At 62.1% G+C, this 23,950-nt stretch carries 19 protein-coding genes; 11 read left to right on the forward strand and 8 right to left on the reverse strand.

Going from position 1 to position 23,950, the window contains the following annotated elements; genetic code table 11:
* Positions 1–17: 17 nt before the first annotated feature.
* Positions 18–209: a hypothetical protein gene (locus AC5E6W_RS15060; RefSeq protein ID WP_491753136.1), complete on the reverse strand. Its 192-nt coding sequence runs from the start codon at positions 207–209 to the stop codon at positions 18–20.
* Between the two features lie 148 nt (positions 210–357).
* Complete coding sequence (locus AC5E6W_RS15065; RefSeq protein WP_491753137.1) at positions 358–1,524, reverse strand: response regulator; 1,167 nt, start codon at positions 1,522–1,524, stop codon at positions 358–360.
* Positions 1,525–2,929: 1,405 nt separating this feature from the next.
* On the opposite strand from AC5E6W_RS15065, the gene AC5E6W_RS15070 reads away from it, so the two are divergent.
* Complete coding sequence (locus tag AC5E6W_RS15070; protein WP_491753138.1) at positions 2,930–3,592, forward strand: OmpH/Skp family outer membrane protein; 663 nt, start codon at positions 2,930–2,932, stop codon at positions 3,590–3,592.
* Between the two features lie 59 nt (positions 3,593–3,651).
* On the opposite strand, the gene AC5E6W_RS15075 is transcribed toward AC5E6W_RS15070, so the two are convergent.
* Entirely contained in the window at positions 3,652–5,229 is a 1,578-nt protein-coding gene (locus AC5E6W_RS15075) for a S53 family peptidase (protein WP_491753139.1), read from the reverse strand.
* A gap of 106 nt (positions 5,230–5,335) precedes the next feature.
* Between AC5E6W_RS15075 and nadD the strand changes: the two genes are divergently transcribed.
* The 3 genes from nadD to AC5E6W_RS15090 all read left to right on the forward strand — a co-directional run bounded on the left by nadD (position 5,336) and on the right by AC5E6W_RS15090 (position 7,074).
* A complete protein-coding gene (nadD, locus tag AC5E6W_RS15080; RefSeq protein WP_491753140.1) occupies positions 5,336–5,968 on the forward strand; it encodes a nicotinate (nicotinamide) nucleotide adenylyltransferase in 633 nt (210 codons plus the stop codon).
* 75 nt (positions 5,969–6,043) lie between these two features.
* Entirely contained in the window at positions 6,044–6,631 is a 588-nt protein-coding gene (gene rsfS / locus AC5E6W_RS15085) for a ribosome silencing factor (RefSeq protein WP_491753141.1), read from the forward strand.
* Between the two features lie 8 nt (positions 6,632–6,639).
* Positions 6,640–7,074: a 23S rRNA (pseudouridine(1915)-N(3))-methyltransferase RlmH gene (locus AC5E6W_RS15090; protein ID WP_491753270.1), complete on the forward strand. Its 435-nt coding sequence runs from the start codon at positions 6,640–6,642 to the stop codon at positions 7,072–7,074.
* A 115-nt stretch (positions 7,075–7,189) separates the two neighbouring features.
* On the opposite strand, the gene AC5E6W_RS15095 is transcribed toward AC5E6W_RS15090, so the two are convergent.
* Positions 7,190–10,831: a TonB-dependent receptor gene (locus tag AC5E6W_RS15095; RefSeq protein WP_491753142.1), complete on the reverse strand. Its 3,642-nt coding sequence runs from the start codon at positions 10,829–10,831 to the stop codon at positions 7,190–7,192.
* Between the two features lie 296 nt (positions 10,832–11,127).
* Between AC5E6W_RS15095 and cobO the strand changes: the two genes are divergently transcribed.
* Both cobO and mnmE read left to right on the forward strand, forming a co-directional pair.
* Entirely contained in the window at positions 11,128–11,697 is a 570-nt protein-coding gene (gene cobO, locus AC5E6W_RS15100) for a cob(I)yrinic acid a,c-diamide adenosyltransferase (protein WP_491753143.1), read from the forward strand.
* Between the two features lie 60 nt (positions 11,698–11,757).
* Entirely contained in the window at positions 11,758–13,188 is a 1,431-nt protein-coding gene (mnmE, locus tag AC5E6W_RS15105) for a tRNA uridine-5-carboxymethylaminomethyl(34) synthesis GTPase MnmE (RefSeq protein WP_491753144.1), read from the forward strand.
* Positions 13,189–13,232: 44 nt separating this feature from the next.
* Here the strand turns inward: mnmE and AC5E6W_RS15110 are convergent, their stop codons facing one another.
* From AC5E6W_RS15110 to AC5E6W_RS15125, 4 genes are all read right to left on the reverse strand, one after another.
* Positions 13,233–14,144 (reverse strand): ParB/RepB/Spo0J family partition protein, encoded by a 912-nt coding sequence (locus AC5E6W_RS15110; RefSeq protein WP_491753145.1) that lies wholly within the window; start codon positions 14,142–14,144, stop codon positions 13,233–13,235.
* 69 nt (positions 14,145–14,213) lie between these two features.
* Entirely contained in the window at positions 14,214–15,158 is a 945-nt protein-coding gene (locus AC5E6W_RS15115; protein ID WP_491753146.1) for a ParA family protein, read from the reverse strand.
* 335 nt (positions 15,159–15,493) lie between these two features.
* A complete protein-coding gene (gene rsmG / locus AC5E6W_RS15120) occupies positions 15,494–16,117 on the reverse strand; it encodes a 16S rRNA (guanine(527)-N(7))-methyltransferase RsmG (RefSeq protein ID WP_491753147.1) in 624 nt (207 codons plus the stop codon).
* The gene (locus AC5E6W_RS15125; RefSeq protein WP_491753148.1) at positions 16,110–16,904 is read right to left on the reverse strand and encodes a gamma-glutamyl-gamma-aminobutyrate hydrolase family protein; all 795 of its coding nucleotides are present in this window, start codon (positions 16,902–16,904) and stop codon (positions 16,110–16,112) included. The genes rsmG and AC5E6W_RS15125 overlap by 8 nt, the downstream gene beginning before the upstream one ends.
* Before the next feature lie 370 nt (positions 16,905–17,274).
* Here AC5E6W_RS15125 and AC5E6W_RS15130 point away from each other — a divergent pair, with 370 nt between their 5' ends.
* The 5 genes from AC5E6W_RS15130 to AC5E6W_RS15150 all read left to right on the forward strand — a co-directional run bounded on the left by AC5E6W_RS15130 (position 17,275) and on the right by AC5E6W_RS15150 (position 23,918).
* Complete coding sequence (locus tag AC5E6W_RS15130) at positions 17,275–20,586, forward strand: beta strand repeat-containing protein (RefSeq protein ID WP_491753149.1); 3,312 nt, start codon at positions 17,275–17,277, stop codon at positions 20,584–20,586.
* A 240-nt stretch (positions 20,587–20,826) separates the two neighbouring features.
* Positions 20,827–22,134 carry a pilus assembly protein TadG-related protein gene (locus tag AC5E6W_RS15135; protein ID WP_491753150.1) on the forward strand — a complete coding sequence of 436 codons (1,308 nt, stop codon included), beginning with the start codon at positions 20,827–20,829 and terminating at the stop codon, positions 22,132–22,134.
* Positions 22,134–22,637, forward strand: a complete 504-nt coding sequence (locus AC5E6W_RS15140) for a TadE/TadG family type IV pilus assembly protein (protein WP_491753151.1) — start codon at positions 22,134–22,136, stop codon at positions 22,635–22,637. Before AC5E6W_RS15135 ends, AC5E6W_RS15140 begins: the two co-directional genes overlap by 1 nt.
* Complete coding sequence (locus tag AC5E6W_RS15145) at positions 22,634–23,113, forward strand: TadE/TadG family type IV pilus assembly protein (protein WP_491753152.1); 480 nt, start codon at positions 22,634–22,636, stop codon at positions 23,111–23,113. Before AC5E6W_RS15140 ends, AC5E6W_RS15145 begins: the two co-directional genes overlap by 4 nt.
* Positions 23,114–23,168: 55 nt before the next feature.
* The gene (locus AC5E6W_RS15150) at positions 23,169–23,918 is read left to right on the forward strand and encodes a methyltransferase family protein (RefSeq protein WP_491753153.1); all 750 of its coding nucleotides are present in this window, start codon (positions 23,169–23,171) and stop codon (positions 23,916–23,918) included.
* Positions 23,919–23,950 lie beyond the last annotated feature (32 nt).

Below are 23,950 nucleotides of genomic sequence, written 5' to 3' on the forward strand. Positions count from 1 at the left end.
GCTGTGTGCCGCGAAGCCTACTTCTTTTCGGCTTCCTTCTTGATCTGGGCGTTGTGCTCGCGGGCTTCGCGAGACTGCTCTTCCGCGAACTTCTGTTCTTCGTGGCTGGTGAAACCCTGGTGCTTGTCGCGGGAGGCGGCAGCGACGTCGTGGGCGTGCTCAGGCTGGAAGTGGCGTTCGGCGGCGTCCGAGTGCTTGGTGGTCGGCATGGGATGACTCCTTCACCTGATTGAGATGCGGGAGAAGGCGCCTGGGTGTTCTTAAGTGGAGCGCATCGAGCCGGAGCCGGCAGACTGCAACTCGAAAAGGGAAGAGCCCTGCGGTTGCAGGGCTCTTCCGGTCGCTATCGCGGCGTGGCTAGTAGTTGTAGTTGATCTCTTCCTCTTCGTGCACGCCGTAGCGGCGGAGGAGGTTGGGGAGGTTCTGCGAGAAGGCCGAGCGCGGCATGACGACGTCGCAGCCGGCCTCGACAGCCTTCGCCTTGAGGTCGCCCTGCAGATGCGAGAGGAACCCAATGATGGAGACCGAGCGCTTGAGCTTGGACTTCAGCTTCGGGATCAACGTCATGGGCTTGGCGTTCGCGTTGTTCAGGTCGAAGACGATGAGCGCGGGCTTGTTGGCGTCTTCGCCGCTGGTCAGCTCGGCAAGCGAATCCTTGTTGTCACCCTTCATGAAGGCGACCTTCACTCCGAGCTTGCGGGCTGCTTCCTGGATCTTCGCCACGAAGAAGAGCTCTTCGATGAAGAAGTAGATGTGGGTCTGTGCTCCTTCGGGGATTGGCACAGCGCGTGGCATGGAGTGGTCGATCGGCTGGCTGTCGCCGTGATGACGATGGCCATTGCGGCGACCGTTGAGCTGGATCGTCGAGGCCGGCGCCTGGGCGAAATCAGCATTGGCTTCGCGGTAGCTGTGGTCCATCGGGCCAACGAAGCCGCTGCGCTCGCGAGACTGTCCGCCGCCGCTCTTGCCCTTGCGCTTGAAACCACCAGCGAGGTTGCCGAAGTTGTCGGGACGGCCATCGCGGCTGCTGTAGCTGGGGGTGGAAGGCTCGGGGCGGGCCTCGTTGCCGGGATTTTCATTGCGCGGACGACGTTCGCGGTCGCGGAACTTCTTCTTCCAGCGCTTTCCCTGACCCTGCGGATCGGCATTACGCTGTCCGCCGCCACCCTGCTGGGGCTGTTGCTGGCGGCGCTGCGTCTGGGGCTGGGCCTGCTGCGGCGCTGCTGCCGGGGCAGCGGAGGCCGCAAGCGCAAGCCGCTCGCCTTCCATCACGATGGGCATCTCTATGGCAGGAGCGGCACTGTTGCTGCCAGCAGCCGGTTCCGTGCCGGTCGCCTTGTTCTTCCGCTTGCGGCGGCGGCGGCGGCTGCTCTTGCTCTGGCCCATGCCTGGCGCCGGCTGGCCGTTGGCGCCGGGAGTGGCCTCAAAATCGGAATCGCCGTACGACTCGTTGCCGAAGTCGGCGGAGTCAAAATCCCCCGCCGCATCGTGCGACGGAGCATCCATCAGGTTCTGCTCGGACATGGTGCTGTCGTTACCCTCTTGCCTTTCACTACCTGGACGGTTCACCGAATGGCACGGCAAGCCATGGCCCTGCGCATCCGCGGAGGGTTGGGCTGATCGCGCTACTGCTGTCACTCGGAGAGAGAATCAAGCGTTGACTCAAAGTTTGTCGTCTTCGTCAGCGGGCCGCTCTGCGAACAGGTCCCGCGCCCCTTGATACCCCTGGCGCTGTGGACTCGGTTTCGGTGTCTCCGGTAGGAGACCCTGCCGCGGCCTGCTTTTATGCCCTGCAACTTCCGTCGGTCTTCGACGTCGGAATTCCTTAGGTCACTGAACTCGCTGTTTCATGCGAACGAGCTGATCCAAAAACCGTACTCTTCGTTCGTGATGACACCACAACTGTGGTCGAAATGAGACGTATTAGATCAGGACGTTTCCGCCGCGAGGGCGCTGGCTTGCGATCGAGTCTGCGCCGGCGAAACGCTGCGGCGCATACAACGGCCTCATGGTGCCTTGGGTTCCAGCTTCCCTGGCCGGAACACGTGGATGCAGGAAATGTGTCTCCTCCACCGAACCTCCACGATATTACGCCTACCGACGTAGTCGCGCAAGCGACCTATTGGTAACCAGGGTTGAGCAGAAGTGGTAGATGGGTCCGGAAACGGCCGGACCGGCCAGAAAGCCGTCGGGCCATCTCCCCTCCCCGGAAGATGGCCCTCGACCTTGCATGGCCAGTCACTGGCCTCCAAAAGGTGGTTCCCTACGCAGAGCGACTCCACACGGAACCGGCCGGAACGGGTGCGCTTCTCATGTCGGAAGCTAATCGTTACCCTTTTACCAGCTGTTCGGCGGGGGATCCGCGTGGCGGCCGCCCAATCTCGAACACCTTTACCTAGAGCAATCGAGGTACCAAAATGGAATCCTTGCATTTACTTAGACTTACTTCCGTGTGACGACCTCTCTTTCCCAGGAATTGAAATATCAGAGCAGAGCTCCTCCGTTTTTTTGAATATTTACGAAGGTCGAGAGGGTCAATGTCGTGTTTCGATAAAAACTGATTGCGTGGCGAATGGGGCCAGGCCTGCGCCCGGTTGAAGTCCGGGAGGCAGCAGCTCGAACAACAATTGTGAAATCCCCTTGATTGACCGGCCCTCGGGGCTCTCCTATAATCCAAGCCAAGCGATCGAAGCTACCGCAACACTATAGAGCGTTCCATTCGTCGAACCTGGAACGTCTATTGCGCCGCAAGCTCGAAGGGGTGTGCGGGCGGGAAGATTGAGGATCGCGGATCCCTCCGGCGGCGCTTCCGCCAGGAAGCGAAGCCGAAGCGAACGAGTCGACCGCGAGAACCAACCTGCACTGCCACTAGTCCTCTGTGCTGCACACTTCATTCAAGACCGAAATGGTAAGGAGTCTCCAGATCCACATGAACCGCACCTTTGTCCTTGTCACGGCGCTGACCGCTGGCATCGCTTCCCTCCCCATGGCCGCGCAGACCGCGGCTCCCGCGGCTCCGGCTGCTTCCCAGTCGGTTGAGCCGCAGGCTATTCCGGCAAAGATCGCGATCATCGCCTTTGAACAGGTGGTGTTCGCCACGAACGAAGGCCAGAAGACGGTCGCGGACGTGCAGAAGAAGTACGACCCGAAGAAGGCGGCACTTGATCAGCTTGCTTCGCAGATCGATGCCCTGCGCAAGCAGGAGCAGGCTCTGCCGGCGACCACTTCCGACGCCGATCGCGCCAAGCTTCTGCGCGACATCGATGCCAAGGAGAAGCAGGCTCAGCTCGACGCGAACTCGGCGCAGGAATCCTACTCCAGCGACCTGAATGAAGCCATGGGCAAGGTAGCCCAGAAGGTGGGGGCTGCGGCGGTGAAGTATGCGCAGGACCACGGCTTCACGATGGTGGTGAACAGCGGCGTGCAGAACGGTCAGAGCCAGTTCCTGTGGTGGCAGCCGGCGACCGATATCTCCCAGGCGGTTGTGAACTCCTACAACACCAGCTCGGGTGTTGCTGCTCCGGCGCCTTCAGGTCCGGCTCCGCAGCGGCCCGCTGCCCGTCCGGCTGCTCCTTCGGCCCCCAAGAAGTAAGCACAGCAAGCAAACGAGCAATGGAACGGAGGCCTTCGGGCCTCCGTTCTGTTTTGCTCTTATGCCTTGAGGGCGGTGATGACCGCGGTTCCGATGGGGCTGCCGAGACCGGTACACGCATCCCAGCCCTTCGTTGCAGCGAAGGCCCCGTTGTTCCCTGCAGTGATGTCTCGAAAGGCTGATGCCTCGGCGTTGTACAGCGCGGTGTTGGCGAGGCCTGCGTTGCTGCCGTTGGCGGCGTTCGCCAGGGCGATAAGGCCGGCCCACAAGGGAGCAACCGCGCTGGTGCCACCGATGACGGACGTCTGGCCATCAACGCGGACGACGTAGCCAGTCGAGGGATCGGCGTCGCCGGCGACGTCTGGAACTCCGCGGCCGCCAGTTCCGTTCGGGGGTGCGGGAACACTTGCTTTCGACTGGTACGCGGGCTTTGCGAAGACCGTGCTTACTCCGCCTCCGGTCGCACCTTCGTTGAGCGCTTCCTCGTTCCACACCACCTCGCTGCTGATGGTGCCTCCAGAAGCAACGAGCTTGGTGCCACCGCAGGCGAGGACGTGCGGGCTGGAGGCGGGAAAGTCGACGTGGTTGGCTCCATCGGTTTCGCCATCACTGGAACCGTTATCGCCCGCCGCAACGGTAACGGTGATGCCGAGAGATGCTGCTGCCTGGAAGGCGTCGTCCATTGCGGTCATTGCCTGCTGGGTCCACGTGGACTCCGGTCCTCCCCAGCTGATGGACACGACGCTCGGAGCGTTGGTTGCGTCGTGAATGGCGGTGGTAATGGCATCCAGAAAGCCGGCGTCGGTGTTGGGCGCGAAGTAGACGGCAAGGTCCGCGCCTCGAGCGATGGCGCCCACGACTTCGATGTCGAGCATCACCTCGCCATCCGCGCCGTTGGGATCGCCTGGAGCGTTCGTGGCGCTATCGACGGAGACAGCTGTGACCTTAGGGGCGGGCACGCTGATTGACTCGAAGTATGCCGTGACGTCGCTCTGCTGAAAGCCACCGCCGAGCTCGATGAGCGCGATGGTCTGGGCTGAGGCGGAGACGCTGGCTGGGAACTGATACAGATTTCCGACCTGCACTGGAGTGAAGGAGGTATTTCCGGCACGAGGTGTGGCGATGCGGAAGTGCGGCCGGGCCTGTGGGCGATTATCCAGTCCAAGAACCGCCTCGACCTTGGCGGCGAGCGTCTTGGGGAGATACACCGAGCCCTCGCGGGTGCGAATGCGGCGGCCGTCCACGGTGTGATGATGCAACGTGACGCCGAAGGCCTGCTGCACCTGCTGCAGCGTGCCGGTGAGCTTTATGGAGCGATGCCCCGCTGCCGGGAGGCTGGTGACACGCAGGCCGCGTTCCTTCGCGAAGGCTTGCACGTCGGCGATGGTTTCCGGTGTGGGCGCGTGGCGCTGGGCAAACTGCTCGCGCGTAAGGTGACGACCGGGCTGGAACGTGGCAGGATCAATGGGCTCGCGGCGTGCCAGAACCAGGACGACAGTGATGGGTTCGTCCGCAGTCGCTGGAGCCACGTGCGAGGCGAACTTCGTCGCAGGGGACTGCTGGGAGAACGGCTTGCGCTCGCTCCCGGGGACCGGTGTGCTTGCGGGGAGTTGTGCTTGAGGATCCGGCGTCGACATGTTGCGGAACACTCCTGACCCTGATGGGTCCTATGAGAGGTTGGATGCTGCGATGCTGGACGAAGAACTGCGGGGAGAGACGCTGTTTGCCGGCCTATGATGTGTTGTGCGCAATCAACAGACGCGGGAGGCCAGGCGGCTCGGTTACTTTGGCGGAACATTTGATCCGCCGCATCGCGGACATCTTGCAGTGGCCCAGGCCGCACGGGATGCCTTCGGGCTGGACGAGGTTCTGCTCGCCCCCACGGGGCGACAACCGCTGAAGCGTGGCGCTGGTTCCGCTCCGTTTGGCGATCGGCTGGCAATGGTTGAGTTGCTCTGCGCCGGAGTGCCCGGGCTCACAGCCACTGCCATCGATGGCCCCCGCGCCGATGGTGCGGCGAACTACACGATTGATACGCTACGCAGGCTGCAGGAGCAGGAACACGAACAGACGACGCTGTTCGTAATCGTGGGTGCGGACTCGTTCCTGGACCTGCCTCGCTGGCGCGATCCTGTGAGCCTGTTACGGGTTGCGGAGTGGATTGTGGTCAGCCGGCCTGGGTTCGCTACAGCGCAGCTGCACAGCATTCCCTTGCTGGAGCACGATGCTGGACGGATCCATCTGCTGGAGGATGTTGCCGTGCCATTGTCCGCGACCGGGCTGCGCGAGCGACTACGGGCAGGGGAGCAATGCGCGGACGCCCTGACGCCTGCGGTGCTTGATTACATTGACCGGCATCACTTGTATGAGAGATAGTGGTCAGCCCGAAGACCGGTTAGCAACGCTGAGGCTCCGCAGCTGCGCTACCATGAAGAACCGAAGAGGATTTGCATGGCAAAGATAGAAGTGACGCAGATGCTGGCCGCGGCCGCCGCGGCCTGTGATGACAAGAAGGCTGAGGATATTCGTATCCTCGCACTGGACCCCGCCGAGAGCGGACTTACGGATTACTTCCTGATCTGCAGCGGCTCGAACGAGCGGCAGAATCAGGCGATCGTCGACGAAATTGACCTGCGGCTGAAGCGTGAGTTTGGCGTGCTGCCGTACTCGACAGAGGGCCAGCGGCAAGGCGACTGGATTCTGATGGATTATGTGGACTTCATCGTCCATGTCTTTTCGCCGGAGAAGCGGGCGTTTTACGGACTCGAGCGGCTGCGCAAGTCCGCGACCTCGTTGAGTGTGGCTGACCTGAATGCGGAGCTGAAGGCCGGAATCTCGGCCGGCCGCACGGCGGCGAAGAAGGCTGCGGCAAAGAAGGCCGCAAAGAAAGCTCCTGCGAAGGCTCCTGCGAAGAAGTTAGCGACAAACTCTGCGGCGAAGAAGGTCGCAGCGAAAAAGGCAGTCCCTGCAAAGGCCGTGAAGAAGTCGCCGGCGAAAACGGCCATTAAGAAGGCGGCGAAGAAGGGTACCCGGCGCTGAAGATCACGCTGGCCTCGATCGGCGGCAAGATGAAGTCTGCGCCGTGTGCTGCGCTGGTGGAGGAATATTGCCAGCGCGCGCAGCGACTGGCTCCTGTTGAGACACAACGGTTCGCGGACGAGGCACGTCTAGTGGCGTGGCTGGCGCAGGTGCGTGGTAAGGCCCGCGTGCTGGTGTTTCTGTTCGACTCCAGGGGAAAGAGTGTGAGCTCGGAAGAGCTGGCGCAGGCGGTTGGACAGGCCGGCGTGGACGGCAGGCAGCAACTCGTCTTCGCCATTGGACCACCGGATGGCTGGAGCGAGGCCTCGAGACGTGCCGCTGACCAGCTTATCGGATTCGGTCGCATCACGCTGCCGCATGAATTGGCGTTGGTTGTGGCGGCGGAGCAGATGTACCGGGCGCTAGCGATCCTTGAGGGTCACCCGTATCACGGTGGTCATTGAGACTGACTCGCGCTGGACGCAGGGCGGGTAGAAATCCGTTGAACGTCGGCAACACGGAGCCACAAACGATGAAGCGGAGGGACTGAGTCCCTTCGCTTCATCGTTTGGTGTTGGGTTAGAAGTTCAGCTTGAGCTGGAATTCCGTGCTACGCGGTGCACCCTGATCGAACGTACCAGAACCGCGCTGTACACGGAGGCCATCTTCCGTGGCGTAGTTGTTGGTGCCATTCAGGCGCGTGGCGGAACCGCCGCCTGCCGGCTGGAGAGTTCCTGTGAGGCGATTGAAGTTTGCGAAGTTGAAGAGGTTATAGAACGAGATGCCGGGTACGAGGCTCACACCTTCGCGCAGCCGAGAGAGGTGAATTGGCCAGCTCACGGACGTATCGAAGGCGCGGAACGCGGCGTTCGGCATCGCCCCGTTTGCGGGCGCGGCCTGCAGGGCTGGCTTGACCGCACCTAGCGCGACGAGCTGAGGCGAAGTAAACAGACCCGCGGTGACGAGAGCTTGCCCCGCCGGGGTGATGGTGTTCGCGGTCGTCGTATTGTAATTGTTGATGAACTTTCCAAGCGAACCAGGCCTGATCTGATGCATGTATCCGCCCGCAACACTGCCCGGGACAAGATCGCCCACAGTGCCATCGCCGGTGACATCGGTGCGGAAGATCTCGCCCGGTTGGCCGGATTGCGGCAGGGTGAGTGAGGTCGCGCCAGCCGAGAAGAAGTGACCGATGATACCAATCTGGGCGCCATACTTGATACCCAGGAAACCACCAAAGCTCAGCTCGTTCGTATGGTCGTTATTGTTGCGGCCAGTGTAGGACTTGGGGTCGTACTCATCCCATGCCGTCGAGTTGAAGAACTGGTCAGCCGCACCGGCGCCGGTCAAGCCCGCGCCTCCGATGTCAGACACCACTCGCGAGAGCGAGTAGGAGATCTGGACATTGGCATTGGTCAGGCCGGGAAGCGGGCTCCCCTTAATGTACTTGAGCACGCCCTGGAAGGCATCGTAGCCGGACTGGCCAGTGGGGTTGATGAACTCGCCCTGTCCGACCGCGGCATTCACACCTGCAAAAGCCGCACCTGTATTCGGCGTCAGCCCGAAGAACTGAGCAGGCAAACCGCTGAGGAATGTTCCAGAGGAGTCGAGGCCGTTGCCAGCGAAGTCGACGATGGTCGCGCTGCTGCCGTTGAGCCCACTCGGGCAGCCACCTGGTGCGATCGCGGCGTTGATGCTGGTTGCACCGCAGGCTGCAAGAGTCTTGGCGATGGCGTTCTTCGCCGCTGCAGTGTTGAGGGTGTTGGCCGCGCCAAGATGGTTTTCGTCGATGATCAGCGGGATGTGGATCGTGCCGTTGTGCAGGTAGTCCGCGCTGACGATCATCCCCTTCAACAGCTCGAACTGAACGCCACCATTGAACTGGATCGAGTACGGGGTGCGGTAGTTGCTGGCATACGGTGCGCCCACGATCGTCGACATGTAGTTGGCGATGTAGGAGCCGTTCGGACCGGTGGAACCCTTCTCGATGGTCTGGTACTGCGAGTTTAGGTTTTCGATGTATGGGTAGGACTGGCTGATGGGCAGGGCGCAGATCTGACTGATCGAGAGCGTCGTTCCGCCGACCGTCGCGCCGGAAATCGTTCCACCCGGAACTGCGATGGAGTTGGTGCCACCGCAGATGGCTGCGTCTCCGAAATATGCGCCGTTCGCATTGAGCACGGGAGGACGAGCGTTGGAGGTGTTGTTGAAGATGTCGTTCTCAAAGAACATGCCGCCACCGACACGGATCGACAGCTTGTGCGCGCCAGGGCTGAAGACGAGTCCGGCCTGCGGTGCCACGTTGCCATAAGGCTGGTGGACGCGCGTCCCAAGATTTGTTCCGAACTGCGACAAGAGGGGCTGGGAGCCGGTGCAGTTCAGCACAAAGCCGTTGGCCAATGCGTCCGAGCACGGAGGAGAGGGAAGATCCTGGTTCGCTCGGTCGGTATCGATGCTGTAGCGGACACCCGCGACGATCGTCAGCGACTGAGAAGCCTTCCAGGTGTCGGCGACGTAGTAGGCGGAGCGCCAGTCATGCAGGCCACCGCCGGGGAGACCAAAACCGGGTTGCTCGGTGAAGGCACCGTTGCCATTGCCGAGGGTGATGCCGTCCTCGGCGCTGTAGCCATTGAGCGGGTCACCAGGGCAGGGCCCCAAGGCAGGGTTGTTGTTGCAATTTGGCAGCAGGTACTGACTATTGAAACCCACCTGCGGGGCAAGGCCGAAGAAGGCAGCGCCACCACCACCCAGCAAACGATTGAGACTCATGCCGAACTTCAGGGTGTGGGTTCCGTGCGTCCAAGTACCGTCATAGCGGAACTGCTTGTCTGACTGATAGGTCGCCTGGGGAGCCAGGTAATTCGGACCGGCGTAGAAGCCATCCGCACTATCCGCCAGCTCAATGCCCGGAACCGGGTTGTAGATGGACTTGTTGCCGACAGTCGTATCAGAGATCAGGTTGTGGAACTTCTCGTAGCCACCGCGGAAGGAGTGTGTCCAGCGACCGAAGGCGAAATCGGCGCCGCCGACGAGGCCCGGGACGTTGTCGCGATTGCTGTAGGTGGAGAAGAGAGCGCCATAGTTACCGAAGGCCGCATTGTCTTCGTAGAAGGCACGGACGAAGTAGTGACCCTTGAATGGTCCGGTGTAGTCCAGGCGGCCCATGCTGAAGGTATCGCGGAACGGCTCCGACAGTGTGGGGTATTGCACCAGGATGGGGGTCGACAGGTAGGGGTCACCAACAATGTTGGTGGGATCGCGGAATACGCTTCCCGTCGCTGAGGCGCTCTGGTCCTGTTTGATGCGCTCGGCGCCACCGAAGAAGAACAGCTTATCCTTCACGATCGCGCCGCCGATGTAGCCACCGAACTGGTTGCGCTGAAACGGTGTGTCGTTGCCGTCCGCCGTATCGGCGAAGAGGGCGCGGTTGTCCTGGAAGTTGTAGAAGGCCTGGCCGTGGATCCGGTTGGTGCCGGAGGGTGAGGCAACGAGAACCTGTCCTGTTGAGGTGACTTCACCCGAGACATCCTGCGTGGACCGATTCAGCTGGAACTCGTCCACAGCACCGGTGGGCACGTTGATGATGGTGGTGCCGACTGTCTCGTCGGTGATGTCCTGGCCGTCATAGAGGATGCGGGTGGTGCGGCCCGAGACGCCGTCCACGGAGATAGCGGAGTAACCAGCCTTGGTCGGATCGAATGTCTCACCCGACTGGAGGATCACACCGGGTTGAATCTGGGCGAGGTCGAGGAAGTTGCGGCCGTTGATTGGGAGACTCTCGACCTGCTCACGCGTCAAAACGTCCTGCACGCCAGCCTGGTCCGTATTGACCTGGAGCGCACCCGCGTTCACCTCGATGGTTTCGTTCGAATTGCCCAGGGTGAGCTTGATGTTGCCGGGAGTTACCGTTCCGGTGCGGATAACGGTATTCAGCACTTCCTGCGCGAAGTTGGGCGCGCTGACAGTAACCTTATAGGTTCCGGGGTTCAGCGGGCCAACACTGTAGTAGCCGGCCGAGTCAGAAGTCAACGTGTGAGTGTACCCAGTAGCTGGGTCGGTAATCACGATCACGGCCTTGGGAATGGCAGCGCCGGTAGGGTCGGAGATAGTGCCCTGGATCGATCCGCCGTTGGACGAAATGGCCTGGCCGACGACGTGCGACGGAATGACAGCGCCACCAAGGGCCATCGCGACGATCAGAGAGCGCAGCAAGTTCTTCATCGTATGGTTTGCTCCTTAAGGTCTCAGCTTCAGCATCGCGACGTTGATCAGTCGTATCCTGGAGAGCCGTGTGTCTCACTTCCAAGCACGCAGAATGCCATTTTGAAACTTTGACTAAATTTCCCGCATTTTCTGGCTAATCTTCGAGTTGGCGGAGCCGGGATGTCTCTCTCAAGACGACCAACCTACTGTTTTTTGTAGAGCTCCTACACTCCGAGGAAGGCGCTCCACGCTTTCATAGGCGCGAATCCTGTCTACAGGTGCGGCGAGAGGGAGACTGCAGTAGCGTGGAGATTATGGCTAGTGAAGCTTCCGAACAGCAGGACATTCGGCGCGGATTGATCCTGATCAACACGGGATCCGGTAAGGGAAAGACGACTGCGGCGCTGGGTACGGCGTTCCGGGCTGCTGGGAACGGGATGCGGGTGCTTGTGCTGCAGTTCCTCAAGGGGTCGTGGCACTACGGCGAGCTGGACTCGGCCGAAGCGCTGAGTTCGGCCGAGGGCTTCCGGTACGTGATGCGGCAGCTGGGCCGGGGCTTCGTGAAGGTTGGCGGAGCCGAGACCGATCCTGAGGACCTGGCGATGGTGGAGGCCGCGTGGGCAGAAGCAGTACAGGCCATGGAGTCTGGCGAGTGGGACCTGATCGTGCTCGACGAGATCCAGCTACGCTATCGGGTACGAGATGCTGGTCCAGAGAAGGTGGTCGACGTGCTGCGGCCCAAGCCGGAGATGCTGCATGTGGTCCTGACGGGACGCAATGCCCACCCCACGCTGGTGGAGCTGGCCGATACCGTGACCGAGATGCGCGAGGTGAAGCATGCTTACCAGAAGGGCATTCTGGCGCAGCGGGGCATTGAGTTCTGACCGTAGCGAGATACCTGGCCGGCGCATCGTCTTGGCCATGGCTCCGCAGATAATAGACGCGTGGCAGACTTCCCCACCATGAACGCAACCGACACGATTGGCGCGACGATTGTCGCCATTTCCACGCCACCGGGACGTGGCGGCATTGGGATCGTGCGGCTTTCGGGGCCGACGGCGATCGCGATCGCTGGCCAGCTAGTGGTGCTGCGTGGGGAGATGGAGCACTCCCAGGCGCGATTCGCGCGCGTGATGGATCCTGGCGACCGAAGCCAAACGATCGATGAAGCGCTCGTGACTGCGTTCCACTCGCCACACTCCTATACGGGTGAGGATCTTGTGGAGATTGCCGCGCATGGCTCGCCGGTGGTGTTGGCAACGCTAGTGGATACTGCACTGGCCGTAGGAAGGCAGCTGGACCTCGACGTTCGGCTTGCGGAGCCGGGCGAGTTTACGCAGAGGGCGTTCCTGAACGGAAAGTTGGATCTAACCCAGGCCGAGGCGGTGCATGACCTGATCGCGGCACGGACGCTGGAGCAGGTGCGCACGGCCGCGCAGCAGCTTGGTGGAGCGATGTCGCGCCGGATCGCGCCGGCTAAGGAGCAGCTGATCCGTCTCGTCGCGCTACTTGAGGCTGGCATGGATTTTGCCTCGGGTGAGCTGGACGATGTGGATGTGGTCTCTCCGCAGGTGATTGCCGAAAGCATCTCTGCCGTGATCGAACCGCTGCAGGCGCTGTCTGCGAGCTTTCGTCGTGGTCGGCTGGAACGGGAAGGCGCGACGGCCGCGCTGATCGGCAGACCGAACGCGGGGAAGAGCTCGCTGTTCAATCGCCTGCTGGATCGCAATCGCTCCATTGTGACTGCGGCTCCAGGAACGACGCGGGACACAGTGGAGGAGGCGATGTCGCTGGAAGGGATTCCAGTGCGCCTGATCGACACCGCAGGGCTGCGCGAGGAAGGCACAGACGATGCACTGCATGAGGCTGAGGTGCAGGGGATCGCGCGTTCGCGCGAGGCGCTGGCGGATGCGGATCTTGTCCTGTTTGTGCACGATGCGACCGAGGCGACGTCTGACGAAGAGCTTGAGCTCCTCGCGTCGCTAGAGCGCAGACCGCACCTGGTCGTCGAGAACAAGGTGGATCTTACTGATTCTGTGGCAGTTGCGTTTCATAAGGAAACAGATAGGGTCGTGCGGATATCGGCCACTACGGGCGAGGGGATTTCGGCGCTACGTACAGCTATGCTGCAGATACTAGCCGCCGGAGCCGGAGTTGAAGCTGGGGCTTTGAACAACCGGCGTCAGCAGGAGGCCGTCGCCAGAGCGATTGAGGCTTTAGCGGCAGCTTCTTTCGCCAATGAGAGCGGGCTTCCCCACGAACTGTTGTTGATGGATCTGCACCGCGCGTTGGATGCGTTGGATGCGCTGACTGGGCAGACGACGACCGAAGACATCCTCGGACGAATCTTCTCTACCTTCTGCATCGGCAAGTAGCGGACCCATCCTTGTCGTGCTTCGGGGCCAGGGCAAAAGCCTTCTCACTTGCCGAGCGCCGCCAGAATGGCGTCGAAATCGTCGACTCCCGCGTATTCGATGATGACCTTCCCTTTGCCTTTTTTGTCCTCAATGGTGACTTTGAGTCCCAGCGAGCGGCGGAGCTGATCCTGGGCGTCTTTCACATTCGGATCGACCTGAACTGCGGCTTTCAGCTCAGCCTTCTTGTTTTCGGGGTTGAGCAGGTTCTGGACGAGGTTCTCAGTGGAACGCACCGAGAGGTGCAGCGCGGTAACTTTCCTCGCAGCCTGCTCCATCGCCTCAGCGTCGGGCAGGGCCAGCAGGGCGCGGGCATGGCCGAAGCTTAGTTCGCCGGCGGAAACGAGAGTCTGCACGCTCCCGGGGAGTTTGAGCAGGCGCAGGAAGTTTGAGACCGACGCCCGGTCTTTGCCTGTGCGTTCAGCCATCTGTTCCTGGGTCATGTGGAACTCGCGAGCGAGGCGGGAGTAGGCGTGGGCCTGTTCGATGGGGTTGAGATCGGCGCGCTGCAGGTTTTCAACGATGGTCATCTCCATCGCCTGCACGTTGGAGACCTCGCGCACGATGGCCGGGATAGTGGCCTTGCCTGCCTTGCGTGATGCCATGAGGCGGCGCTCACCGGTGATCAACGTGTAGCGACCGTCCTTGGCGAACTCCTCACCTTCTCGGACGACGATGGGCTGCACCACGCCGGAGGCCTTGATGGATTCGGCCAACTCAGAGAGCTTGGTCTCGTCGAATGTGGTTCGGGTCTGGAAGGGATTGCGGTCGATCCGGTCGAGGGGGATCTCGAATGGTTTGCCGGAGGGCTCAGCTGCGACTGGAGCAGGAGCTTCCACGGCCTTGCGGGCGGGCAGCAGGGACTCGAGGCCCTTTCCGAGGGCGCGGCGCTTGGGGTCGATGAGGGAATTGGCCATGGTAAGGGTCCTGGGAGTCGAAATTGCGGGCGGCCAGAAAATCTCTGGGATTCGGCCGGCGATTGGTGGCTAAACGGGTTCAGCTTTGGATTTCTTGCGGCGAAAGGGCCAAATACCGGAGCCCTTGGCTTCTTCCTCATCGGCGAGCTGCTGAATGCTGCGGGGGACAGGAATCTCGTCGACGACCAGCTTCTTGCGCATGGGAGGAGCGAGCGGCCGGATCTCGGGATTGCGCTCGAGAACCTCGATCGCCAGATCGAGGTAGGCTTCGGCGCCGCGGGAGCGCGGATCGTAGAGCGCGACGGGCTTGCCATGGCTCGGGGCTTCGGCCAGCCGGATGTTGCGTGGGATCGTCGTTTTGAAGACCTTATCCCCGAAGAACTCGGCCAGGTTGGCTCGCACCTGCTGGGAGAGGTTGGTGCGGTCGTCGAACATGGTGAGCAGGACGCCTTCAAGCGCGAGGCGGGGATTGTAGGCGGCAGCCACCCGATCGAGGGTAGAGAGCAGCTCCGAGACTCCCTCCAGGGCGAAGTACTCGGCCTGCATGGGAACCAGGAGCGTGTCGGCGGCCACCAGGGCGTTTAGGGTCAACAGGTCAAGCGCCGGGGGACAGTCGAGGATGATGAACGACCACGTCCCATTGCGATCAGCGGCCAGGGCATCGCGGAGGCGGGATTCGCGCCGGTCGGCACCCACGAGCTCGATGTTGGCGCCAATCATGTTGCGGGTGCCGGGGACGATCGAGAGATTTTCGACGGCGGTGGGAAGGACAGCCTCGCGCGCCGTGGCCGCGCCGAGCATCAGGTCGTAGACGCTGAGCTTGGCTTCTTCGCGCTGAATGCCGAGACCGCTGGTGGAGTTCGCCTGCGGATCGCAGTCGATGAGGAGGGTGGGAACGCCTTCGAGGGCGAGCGAGGCCGCCAGGTTGATGGCGGTAGTGGTCTTGCCGACGCCACCCTTTTGGTTGACGACGGCGATGACCTTGGTCTTCTTCTTGGGGGGATCGATGGTCATGAGCGTGCGTTCCCAAGCCTAGCAGAGGAAGCCCGACGCCACAGGGAAGAGAGCCTGTGTACTGGTTGTGTTCTACGTGGAAGGTGTGGAGAAGTGCCAGCGCGGGAAACGCCGGGTCCGTGATGTTCCACGTGGAACATGATTCACAGATGGCTGGCGGGAGAAGACTTAGGGCTCGGCGATGTTCCACGTGGAACAATCGTTAGAGCGCTTCACGAGTTGCAGCTCGAATGTCGAAAATCTTGGGCGCGGAGGAGGGCCACAAGAAGAGCAACACAATCGCCACACCGCCAAGTGAGAGATGACGTTCCACGTGGAACATCGGCCACTTTGGATTAGCCGAAGAGTTCGAGGAAGGAGTTTTGGCGGCCGGGTATCGGAAGCCGCAGTGAGGGCTCTATGCCCTCCCGGGATTCGCCGAGAATGGCGAGTGTGCCGCCGGGCGCAACTCTCGCTGTCGCGAGCTGGATTGCTATCTCCATATTGTCGACAGCGCGCAGGGTGACGACGTCGAAGGTTCGACTGGGAGCCATGGCTTCCACGCGTCCGCCAAAGATTTCCGTCTTCTGGTTGAGGTTGCGGGCCGCTTCGCGAAGGAAAGCCGCCTTCTTTCCCTGTGACTCGGCCAGCGTCACCCGGAGATCAGGGCGAAGGAGCTGGATGGGGAGACCGGGGAAGCCTCCACCCGAGCCGACGTCCAGCAAGGTCGCGCCTTCAGCTAACGCCGGGGAGAGCACGCGCCCAGCGAAGAGACTCTCCCCGAAGTGGCGGCGGACGATCTCCTCCGGGTCACGGATCGCGGTGAGGTTGGTGCGGGCGTTCCAGCGGAGCAGCAGATCGAGATACGAGGCGAGCTTGGCGAGGAGATCCGAGGAAGGCTGGATCTCCGGTAGGGAACCACCCCGGAGGAAGGGAACGAGTAGTTCGCCGATTCGCTCACTTGAGAGAACTTCAGACACGAGCGGCTGCCTCGGCGGGCTGGCGATTGACGGTAGACCAGCGGCGGGCGTCGGTGAGAAGCGCGGCAAAGATGTTGCGTGAGGCGGCGCTGATGTCGATGGAGCGTTCGGGGTGCCACTGCACGCCGAGCAGCCACCAGTCGCCGGACTCAGACCAGGAGCGCTCTACGGCTTCGACAACCCCGTCTTCTGGGCAACGGGCAACAATAAGGAGGTCATCGCCGGGGATGGCCACGGACTGATGGTGGCTGGAGTTTACGGGCAGTCGAAGGAAGTCTCCGTCGACTTTGCAGTCGTCGGCGTGGCTGACCAGCGATCCGAGCAGGGAGTCGGGTGCGATGAGGACGCTGTGCGCGATGGCGACCTTGCCGCCCGCTGAGTGATTGACGGGGAGCGGCGAGAGATCCTGAACAAGCGTGCCGCCCGCCCAGGAGTTCAGGGATTGGATGCCATAGCAGATACCGAGAACGGGTTTGCGGTGCGCTTCCGCATCCTCGAGCAGCAGCCAGTCGGTCTGTTCGCGGGCGGCGTCGGGTGGGCCGCAACCGGGATCGCGATCCGCACCGTAGCGGCCAGGCTCTACGTCGGCCGGACTGCCGGGGAGCACGACGCCATCGCACGTTGCGATGAGCGAGCGAAGCATCGGTGGGGTCGAGAGGGGATCGATCTGGACCGGCTCGCCCCCAGCGGCGGAGACCGCATCGGCATAGTTCTTCCAGGACCGCTGGTTGTAGTCGGGGTCGATGGAGGTGGGAACGGGAATGGCGATGCGGGGACGATCGGACATGATGTGTGTATCTCGTGAGCTATTAGCCAGCCTGATTCCTCCCGGCTGAATCATCTCTCTCCGTTCGATGGTACAACCGGCGGAAAGGGCTCGATCGCGGCGAGGGCTTACTTTTAGTCGCGTGTCGACCGTAAAGCGCTGAAAACACTCACTCGATCCGAGTGCACCTCTTTTGGTGCGAATAAACAGTGGAATCTGCGATGTTGTTGCGGAGGATTCCTGGCTCCATTAGGGCGGCCGTGGGACGGGAGCGGCGCGTTCAGTTCTACAACCAAAGGCCGCGCGCTTGACGCGTCGGTTGAGCGGCGGGCGTAACTGCCAGCCCGTAGACTGAGGGCGGATGAGGGCCATGGCTGAGGAGTTTCGCAGGATGAGCAGTCGCGTGCGGCGAGTGGCGCAATGTGCGGTGTTGGCTGCGGTGTGCGCCGTCGCGTTGGTGGTCACGGGATGTGGCAGCGGGATCACGAACCCTATCTCCGGACAGGGGACGCCGGTCAGCATCCAGACGCTGGCATTGCCGAATGCGACGGTGGGTGTGGCGTACAGCGCCGCTGTCCTCGCGCAGGATGGGACATCGCCTTATACCTTCTCGCTGGTCTCGGGTTCACTGCCCGCGGGCCTCACGCTGGCGACGACGGGAGTCATCTCCGGCACGCCAACAGCCGTGAGTAGCAACAGTTTTGTTGTGCAGGTGAAGGACGCTTCCGCAAGCGTGGCGAGCGCTACGCTGAACGTTACCGTCAATATTGCCGGCACGTTGACCCTTACGACGTCGACGCTGGCCTCCGGCACGGTGGGCGCGGCGTACACAGCGACCATCGCAGCCTCAGGTGGAACGACGCCTTATAGCTACAGCGTGGCCAGTGGAACGCTTCCGAACGGTCTTGCGGTCTCGACGAGTGGCACGATCACCGGAACACCGACGACGGCAGGAACCTCGAGCTTCACCGTGAAGGTGACCGACAAGGGAGGGCTGACCGCGACGGCGAGCTACACCGTGACGATCGCCTCAGCGAATGGTGTCTCGATCCTTACCGCTTCGCTTCCGAATGGCGTGGTGGGCGCGGCCTATAACGCCACCATCTCGGCCACCGGCGGCATGACTCCTTACGTGTTTACTGTGGGCACGGGTTCGCTTCCCGCAGGACTTTCCCTGAGCACCGCTGGCGCGATCACCGGCACACCAACGACTCCGGGAAGCTCGACCTTCGCGATCAAGGTCACCGATGCAAGCTCCGCGACGGCGAGCACCAGTTACATGGTCACGATCGCGGCAGCCACCACCGGGCTTGCGATTTCGACGACGGCTCTCCCGGCAGCGCAAGCGAACACGCCGTACCAGGCGACGATCCAGGCAACAGGTGGCACAGCGCCCTACGTCTTCTCCCTCGCGAGTGGCCCGCTGCCTGCGGGCGTCACCCTGAGTGCGAGCGGCCTGCTGGCGGGGACTGCGACGGCGACGGGGACCTTCCCACTCACCGTGAAGGTGACCGATGCGCAGAATAACCAGACCACGGCTTCGCTATCGCTGACGGTAAGTGCAGCGACGTCGCTGGCGATCACAACGACCACGCTGCCGAACGGTACCTACTCGGTGGCGTATAGCTCGGCGATTACAGCGACTGGCGGGACGGCGCCTTATAGCTTTGGAATTACCGGCGGGCAGATCCCCGCAGGATTCAGGTTGAGTTCGACCGGTGTCCTAGCAGGAGTTCCGATTGTGGGCACGGCAACCTCGACGTTCACCGTCACAGCGACAGACGCCGCAGGGAGTCATGCGAGCGCGACGTACTCGGTGTACATCGCCTACACGGGACCTGCGGCGCTTGCGATCACCAACACTGCCCTTCCGACGGCGCTGGTGAACACGGCGTATACGACATCGATTGGCGCAAGCGGTGGAGCGACACCGTACAGCTACAGCATCACCACCGGCTCGCTGCCCACCGGCATGTCGATAAGCACCGCGGGCGTTATCTCCGGCACTGCAACGGCTACGGGGTCGTACCCGATCACGGTGAAGGCGACCGATGCGAGCAACCCGCAGGAGAACGCGGTCGCGAACCTCACGCTTACGGTCAGTACCGTCACGGCGACGGTGACCATCGACGCGACGAAGACGCTGCTGACCGTGCCGACGAACTTCTATGGCCTACACACGTCGGTGTATGACACGAGCCTGAACGACATCGCCAATCTTCCGACACTGCTTGGAAAGACCGGGGTCTCGGTGCTGCGGTATCCGGGCGGAGGATATTCGGACAGCTATCACTGGGCGCAGTACGCGATCACGCCGTTCTACTCCTCGACGGCGCCGGCGTGCGGTGTGCAGCAGAACGGTTCGCTCTCGACCGTGGGCGACTTCGGGAACTTCGTCCGGTTGATCAAAGCTGCCGGCACACAGGCGATGATCACGGTCAACTACGGCACCAGCGTCTCGAATGCGTTCGGGAACAAGACCGTGGGCAGCGATGGGCAGGATACCTGCTCCGAGCCGAACTCACAGGGGCAGCCCGAAGAATCTGCGGCGTGGGTCGCGTACGCCAATGGCAGCACCACCAGCACGCAGGTCATCGGCGTGGATGTGACGGGCTTCGACTGGAAGACGGTGGGCTACTGGGCGAGCCTGCGCGCGGCGTCTCCGCTCTCTACCGACGATGGTTATAACTTTCTGCGGCTGGGCCTGAGTGCTCCCGTGGGCATCAAGTATTGGGAGATCGGCAACGAGCTTTACTACAACGGCTGGGCGACGAACCACAACGCCGAGAGCGACAACCATGCGCCGTATGTGTATCCCAATGGCTATACGCCGGGCGGGTTCAACTCGCGCAATGCGGTGGATGCGCTATCGCCGACCTCTTACGGAACGAACGCGGTGCAGTGGATCGATGCGATGAAGGCTGTCGACCCGACCATCCAGATCGGTGTCGATTTCTCCTCGCCGATTGCGACGGACCCGATCCCGGCGAACTGGAACCCGGACCTCGCGCGCGCCGTTTGCGCGGGAACCAATATCGACTTTGCGATCATGCACTACTATCCAGGCACGTACCTGAACGTGCAGGCGAGTGAGCTGCTCAGCCTCCCGCAGGTCGATCTTCCGAATGTCTACGGCAACATCACGTCTGCGATCCAGACGTACTGTCCGGCGAACGCATCGTCGGTGAAGGTCTTTCTGACGGAGACTTCCCCGAATGGCCCTCTGGCGTCGAACTTCCCTCAGCCCGCGCTGGGACTCTTCACCCTGAACGATTTCATGAGCGCGCTCTCGACGGGCATCGGCATGATGGAGTGGCTGGAGATGCACGATGGCACGTACCTCACCGAGAGTGAGGCGCCGGGACCTTCGTACTACGGCTACCAGCTGGCGCATTTGGCCGCGGCTCCGGGCGATGGCCTGCTCTCGACCACGAGCAGCAGTCCGTACGTGCTGGCCTGGTCCACGACGAAGACCGCCGGCGGCGAAGGCGTGCTGCTGGTGAACGCCGACCCCTCGAACACTGCCCAGATCTCGGTGCAGCTGAGCGGAACGACCGTAGGCTCGACGGCGACGGAGTATAGCTATGGGGTCAGCACGTCACAGTCCGGAGGCACGCTGAGCACAACGACGGTGAGCGTACCGGGCAGCACCTTCCCGGTGAGCGTTCCTCCCTACACGGCGATCCTGCTGCTGCTGCACTAGAGACGATGGCGCGGCAGCGAGACTTAAGTCACGTGCCGCAAGCGGTTTGACCTATTTGGGGCATGTTGCCGGCATTCGGGTTTTCCTACGATCAATAGGTCGCACCTCGGGTTTCCTCCGGATCCCCTCCAGGGCAGCACAGGCCATCCGACGGCGCGCCAAGGAACTCCCAGCCTTAGCCACGCGGCGTGCAGGTACGGCGTAGTCTAACGGGCAGGTGGGAGAAGGACACAACGAGCGATGACAATGCGCAACGGAGAACGCGGCCAGGCGACGATCATGATGGCCCTCTTCATGGGCCTGGTCATGATGGGCTTCCTGGGGTTTGCGCTGGATGTGGGGTACTTCTTCCAGCAGAAGCGGCAGGCGCAGGTGGCAGCGGACGCGGCCGCGGTCGCGGCGGCCGAGGAGTACAGCAACCCCTCCACTGCAGCGAACGCCCAAAACGCAGCCAACGCCATTGCAGCCCTGAACGGCTTCGATCCAAACGCGACCACGAATCCGGCGACGGTGACCCTCTCCCTGCCGGGCTCCGGCAATTACGCGACCACCTCCCCCGGCGCCGCCAGCGGCTGGGTGCAGGCTACTGTGACGAAACCGGTGCCGGCGTTTTTTCTCAGGGCATTTAACGGCACCCGCACGATGAATATCATGGCGAGCGCCATCGCGGGCGAAGGCGAGACGAGCCCCACCTGTGTATGCCTGGAGGGCTCAACCGGCCAGGACCTCAACATCAACAACGGCTCGCTCGCGACCGGTTCGGCTTGCGGCATCGTGGCAAATTCGAACAGCTCCAACGCAGTGGCCGTCAGCGGCGGCTCGACGTTAAGCACACTCTCGCTGGGAACGGTCTCCAGCACGTGGAACAACTCCACCAACTATGCCAGCAACGTCAATAATGGCGGCAGCATCAGCTCCAACACAGACGTCGTGACCGGCCTCCCCTCGCCTGCCTGCTCGCCCCCGATGCCTACTGTGCCTCCGTACTCGAGTTGCTCCGGTGACCCATCGGGAAGCTATCAGGGAGGAGCAAGCTTCAACGTAGGTCCCGGCTCAGGCGCTGGCACCACCACCAACGGCAATACGGTCTGCTACAACTCCATGACGGTGGGCTCGAACGGCCAGACCGTGACGATCAATCCGGGAATTTACGTCATCAATGGCGGCCAATTGCACTTCGAGAGTGGAACGCAACTCGGAGGCAGTGGTGTGTTCTTTTATCTTGCGAATGGCGCGAGCCTGGTGATCGACAACGGCGCGCATCCGAGTCTTACGGCGGCTACGAGCGGGACGTACCAGAACATCTTGCTGTATCAGCCGTCCACCGATACCAACGCCCTCAACTTCCAGGGAGGTTCGGGAACGAATCTCAACGGCGGCGTCTACGCTCCAGGCGCGCCGGTAACGATCGGGAACGGCTCCGGGTCGACGTTCAGCATGTTCCTCGTCGCCTCGACGCTTACCATTACCGGCGGCGCAACGCTGAATGCACCAAGCAATTCGAGTCTGGGCGCGATGGATATCTCGTCGGCGTCCCTGCGGCAGTGATGACGATGCGACGCGAGGACACAACACGAGCGGCATCGGAGGAGAACGACTCCGAGCGCGGCAGCGCGGTCATCGAGCTCGCGCTCGCGATGTGCTTCTTCTGCCCGATCCTCCTGTTTGGGACCGCTGATCTGGCTTCGATTTCCTATGACTCGATCGAGGTGGCCAGTGCCGCACATGCGGGTGCGCTGTACGGCATGCGCAGTATTACGTACGCCAACAACACCTCCGCGATCCAAGCGGCGGCGCAAGCCGACGCGGCAGACTTCGGAAGCAGCCTAGCCGTCACGCCGACGCTCTTCTTCGCCTGCGCCAGCGCCATCAATGGGACACAATACAGTTCGCAGTCCGCCGCCCTTCCTAATTGCACGGCTACGGCAGATCATGTGCTGGAGTTCCTGCAGGTGAACACCTCAGTCACCGTCACGGCTCCGTTCACTCTCCCCAAGCTTGCCACCAGCTACACGATGCACGGCTCAGCCATCGTGGAGGTCGCAGAGTGAGGCTGCGGAACGTAAGGGTATACCTTGGGCGAGGGCTGCAGCGATGGGTCGCCGACGAGAGAGGCGAGTCCCTGCTCGAGATAGCGCTGTCGCTCTCGGTCCTGCTGGCATTTACCTTTGGCATCATCCAGGTGGGGCTTGGGTATTACAACAAGGAACGGACGAGCGAGTGCGCCCGCGAAGCTGCGCGCTACGCTTCACTGCACGGCACGACATGCATCAACTCGAATGGCTCGTGCACCGCGTCCGCGGCGCAGGTTGCCACCTACGCGCAAGGTTTGGGATACCCCAACCTCGGCGGAGGGTCGATGACCTGCTATGCCGGTTTCTATACCTCCAGCGGCTCCGCAGCAACCAACTCTCCAGGGAATCTGGTGCAGGTGCAGTGCATCTACGGTTTCCCATACAAGATTCCGTTCATCAACACGTCACAGCTGGCATTGTCCAGCACGTCGAAGATGATCATCCTGATGTAGCAAGCGGGGGGGCGCACGCCGCGGGGGCGCACGCGATTCGATACCATCGCCTTGTATGCAAGCCACACGCTTTGAGTATCGTTTCCGCTTCGCGCTGCACGCGCTGATTTACCTCCTCGGCTTTCTCTCTCCCTGGCTGTTTTTCGGCAACGTGCTGAACCTGGAGTCGCGTTCAACGTGGCTTGTGATGTCGTCCTGGCTGGCGCGCATGGGCTGGCTGACGTTTCCGGGCGCCGTGGTTGCGCTGATGGGCATCGCCCTCGTGCTAACGGGATCCGCAGCGTGGCTGCGCGTCTGGGGCGCGGCATACGTCGGGTCGAGCGTGGTTCGCTCCGCAGGGATGCATGGTGAAGCGATGCTGGCCGACGGACCTTACCGGCACACGCGCAACCCGCTGTACCTCGGCACGATCTTGCACACCATCGGCATTGCGCTGCTGATGCCTCCGAGCGGCGCCATCCTTGCGATCATGCTGCTGTGGGCGCTCAACGTCCGGCTTGCTCTGGCGGAGGAGCCGTTTCTGCGCGAGCGATTCGGGCAGGCTTATGTGGACTATTGCGCGAAGGTGCCGCGGTTTCTTCCCACGCCTTCACCGCAAGTGGCGGCCTCCGGCCAGAAGCCGCACTGGGGCGAAGCGCTGCTGGGAGAGCTGTACTTTTTGGGAGCCTTCCTCACGCTGGCGATCTTTGGCTGGGACTTTAACGCAAGCCCGCTGCGCCGCGACCTTCTGATCTGCCTGGGAGTGTGGCTGGTGGTGCGGGCGTTTCTGCCTGCGGCCAAGCCGGACGAGAGTCCCGCGCACTAAGGAGCATGGCTCTGGATCGTCAATGGTTCAGT

Source organism: Bryocella sp. (assembly GCF_058498515.1).

What these genes read in the sequence shown, in the direction of transcription:
- AC5E6W_RS15060 (WP_491753136.1), bottom strand. Translation starts at nt 209, where the DNA reads ATGCCGACCACCAAGCACTCGGACGCCGCCGAACGCCACTTCCAGCCT.
- AC5E6W_RS15065 (WP_491753137.1), bottom strand. Translation starts at nt 1,524, where the DNA reads ATGTCCGAGCAGAACCTGATGGATGCTCCGTCGCACGATGCGGCGGGG.
- AC5E6W_RS15070 (WP_491753138.1), top strand. Translation starts at nt 2,930, where the DNA reads ATGAACCGCACCTTTGTCCTTGTCACGGCGCTGACCGCTGGCATCGCT.
- AC5E6W_RS15075 (WP_491753139.1), bottom strand. Translation starts at nt 5,229, where the DNA reads ATGTCGACGCCGGATCCTCAAGCACAACTCCCCGCAAGCACACCGGTC.
- rsfS (WP_491753141.1), top strand. Translation starts at nt 6,044, where the DNA reads ATGGCAAAGATAGAAGTGACGCAGATGCTGGCCGCGGCCGCCGCGGCC.
- AC5E6W_RS15095 (WP_491753142.1), bottom strand. Translation starts at nt 10,831, where the DNA reads ATGAAGAACTTGCTGCGCTCTCTGATCGTCGCGATGGCCCTTGGTGGC.
- cobO (WP_491753143.1), top strand. Translation starts at nt 11,128, where the DNA reads ATGGCTAGTGAAGCTTCCGAACAGCAGGACATTCGGCGCGGATTGATC.
- AC5E6W_RS15110 (WP_491753145.1), bottom strand. Translation starts at nt 14,144, where the DNA reads ATGGCCAATTCCCTCATCGACCCCAAGCGCCGCGCCCTCGGAAAGGGC.
- AC5E6W_RS15115 (WP_491753146.1), bottom strand. Translation starts at nt 15,158, where the DNA reads ATGACCATCGATCCCCCCAAGAAGAAGACCAAGGTCATCGCCGTCGTC.
- AC5E6W_RS15125 (WP_491753148.1), bottom strand. Translation starts at nt 16,904, where the DNA reads ATGTCCGATCGTCCCCGCATCGCCATTCCCGTTCCCACCTCCATCGAC.
- AC5E6W_RS15130 (WP_491753149.1), top strand. Translation starts at nt 17,275, where the DNA reads ATGAGCAGTCGCGTGCGGCGAGTGGCGCAATGTGCGGTGTTGGCTGCG.
- AC5E6W_RS15135 (WP_491753150.1), top strand. Translation starts at nt 20,827, where the DNA reads ATGACAATGCGCAACGGAGAACGCGGCCAGGCGACGATCATGATGGCC.
- AC5E6W_RS15140 (WP_491753151.1), top strand. Translation starts at nt 22,134, where the DNA reads ATGACGATGCGACGCGAGGACACAACACGAGCGGCATCGGAGGAGAAC.
- AC5E6W_RS15150 (WP_491753153.1), top strand. Translation starts at nt 23,169, where the DNA reads ATGCAAGCCACACGCTTTGAGTATCGTTTCCGCTTCGCGCTGCACGCG.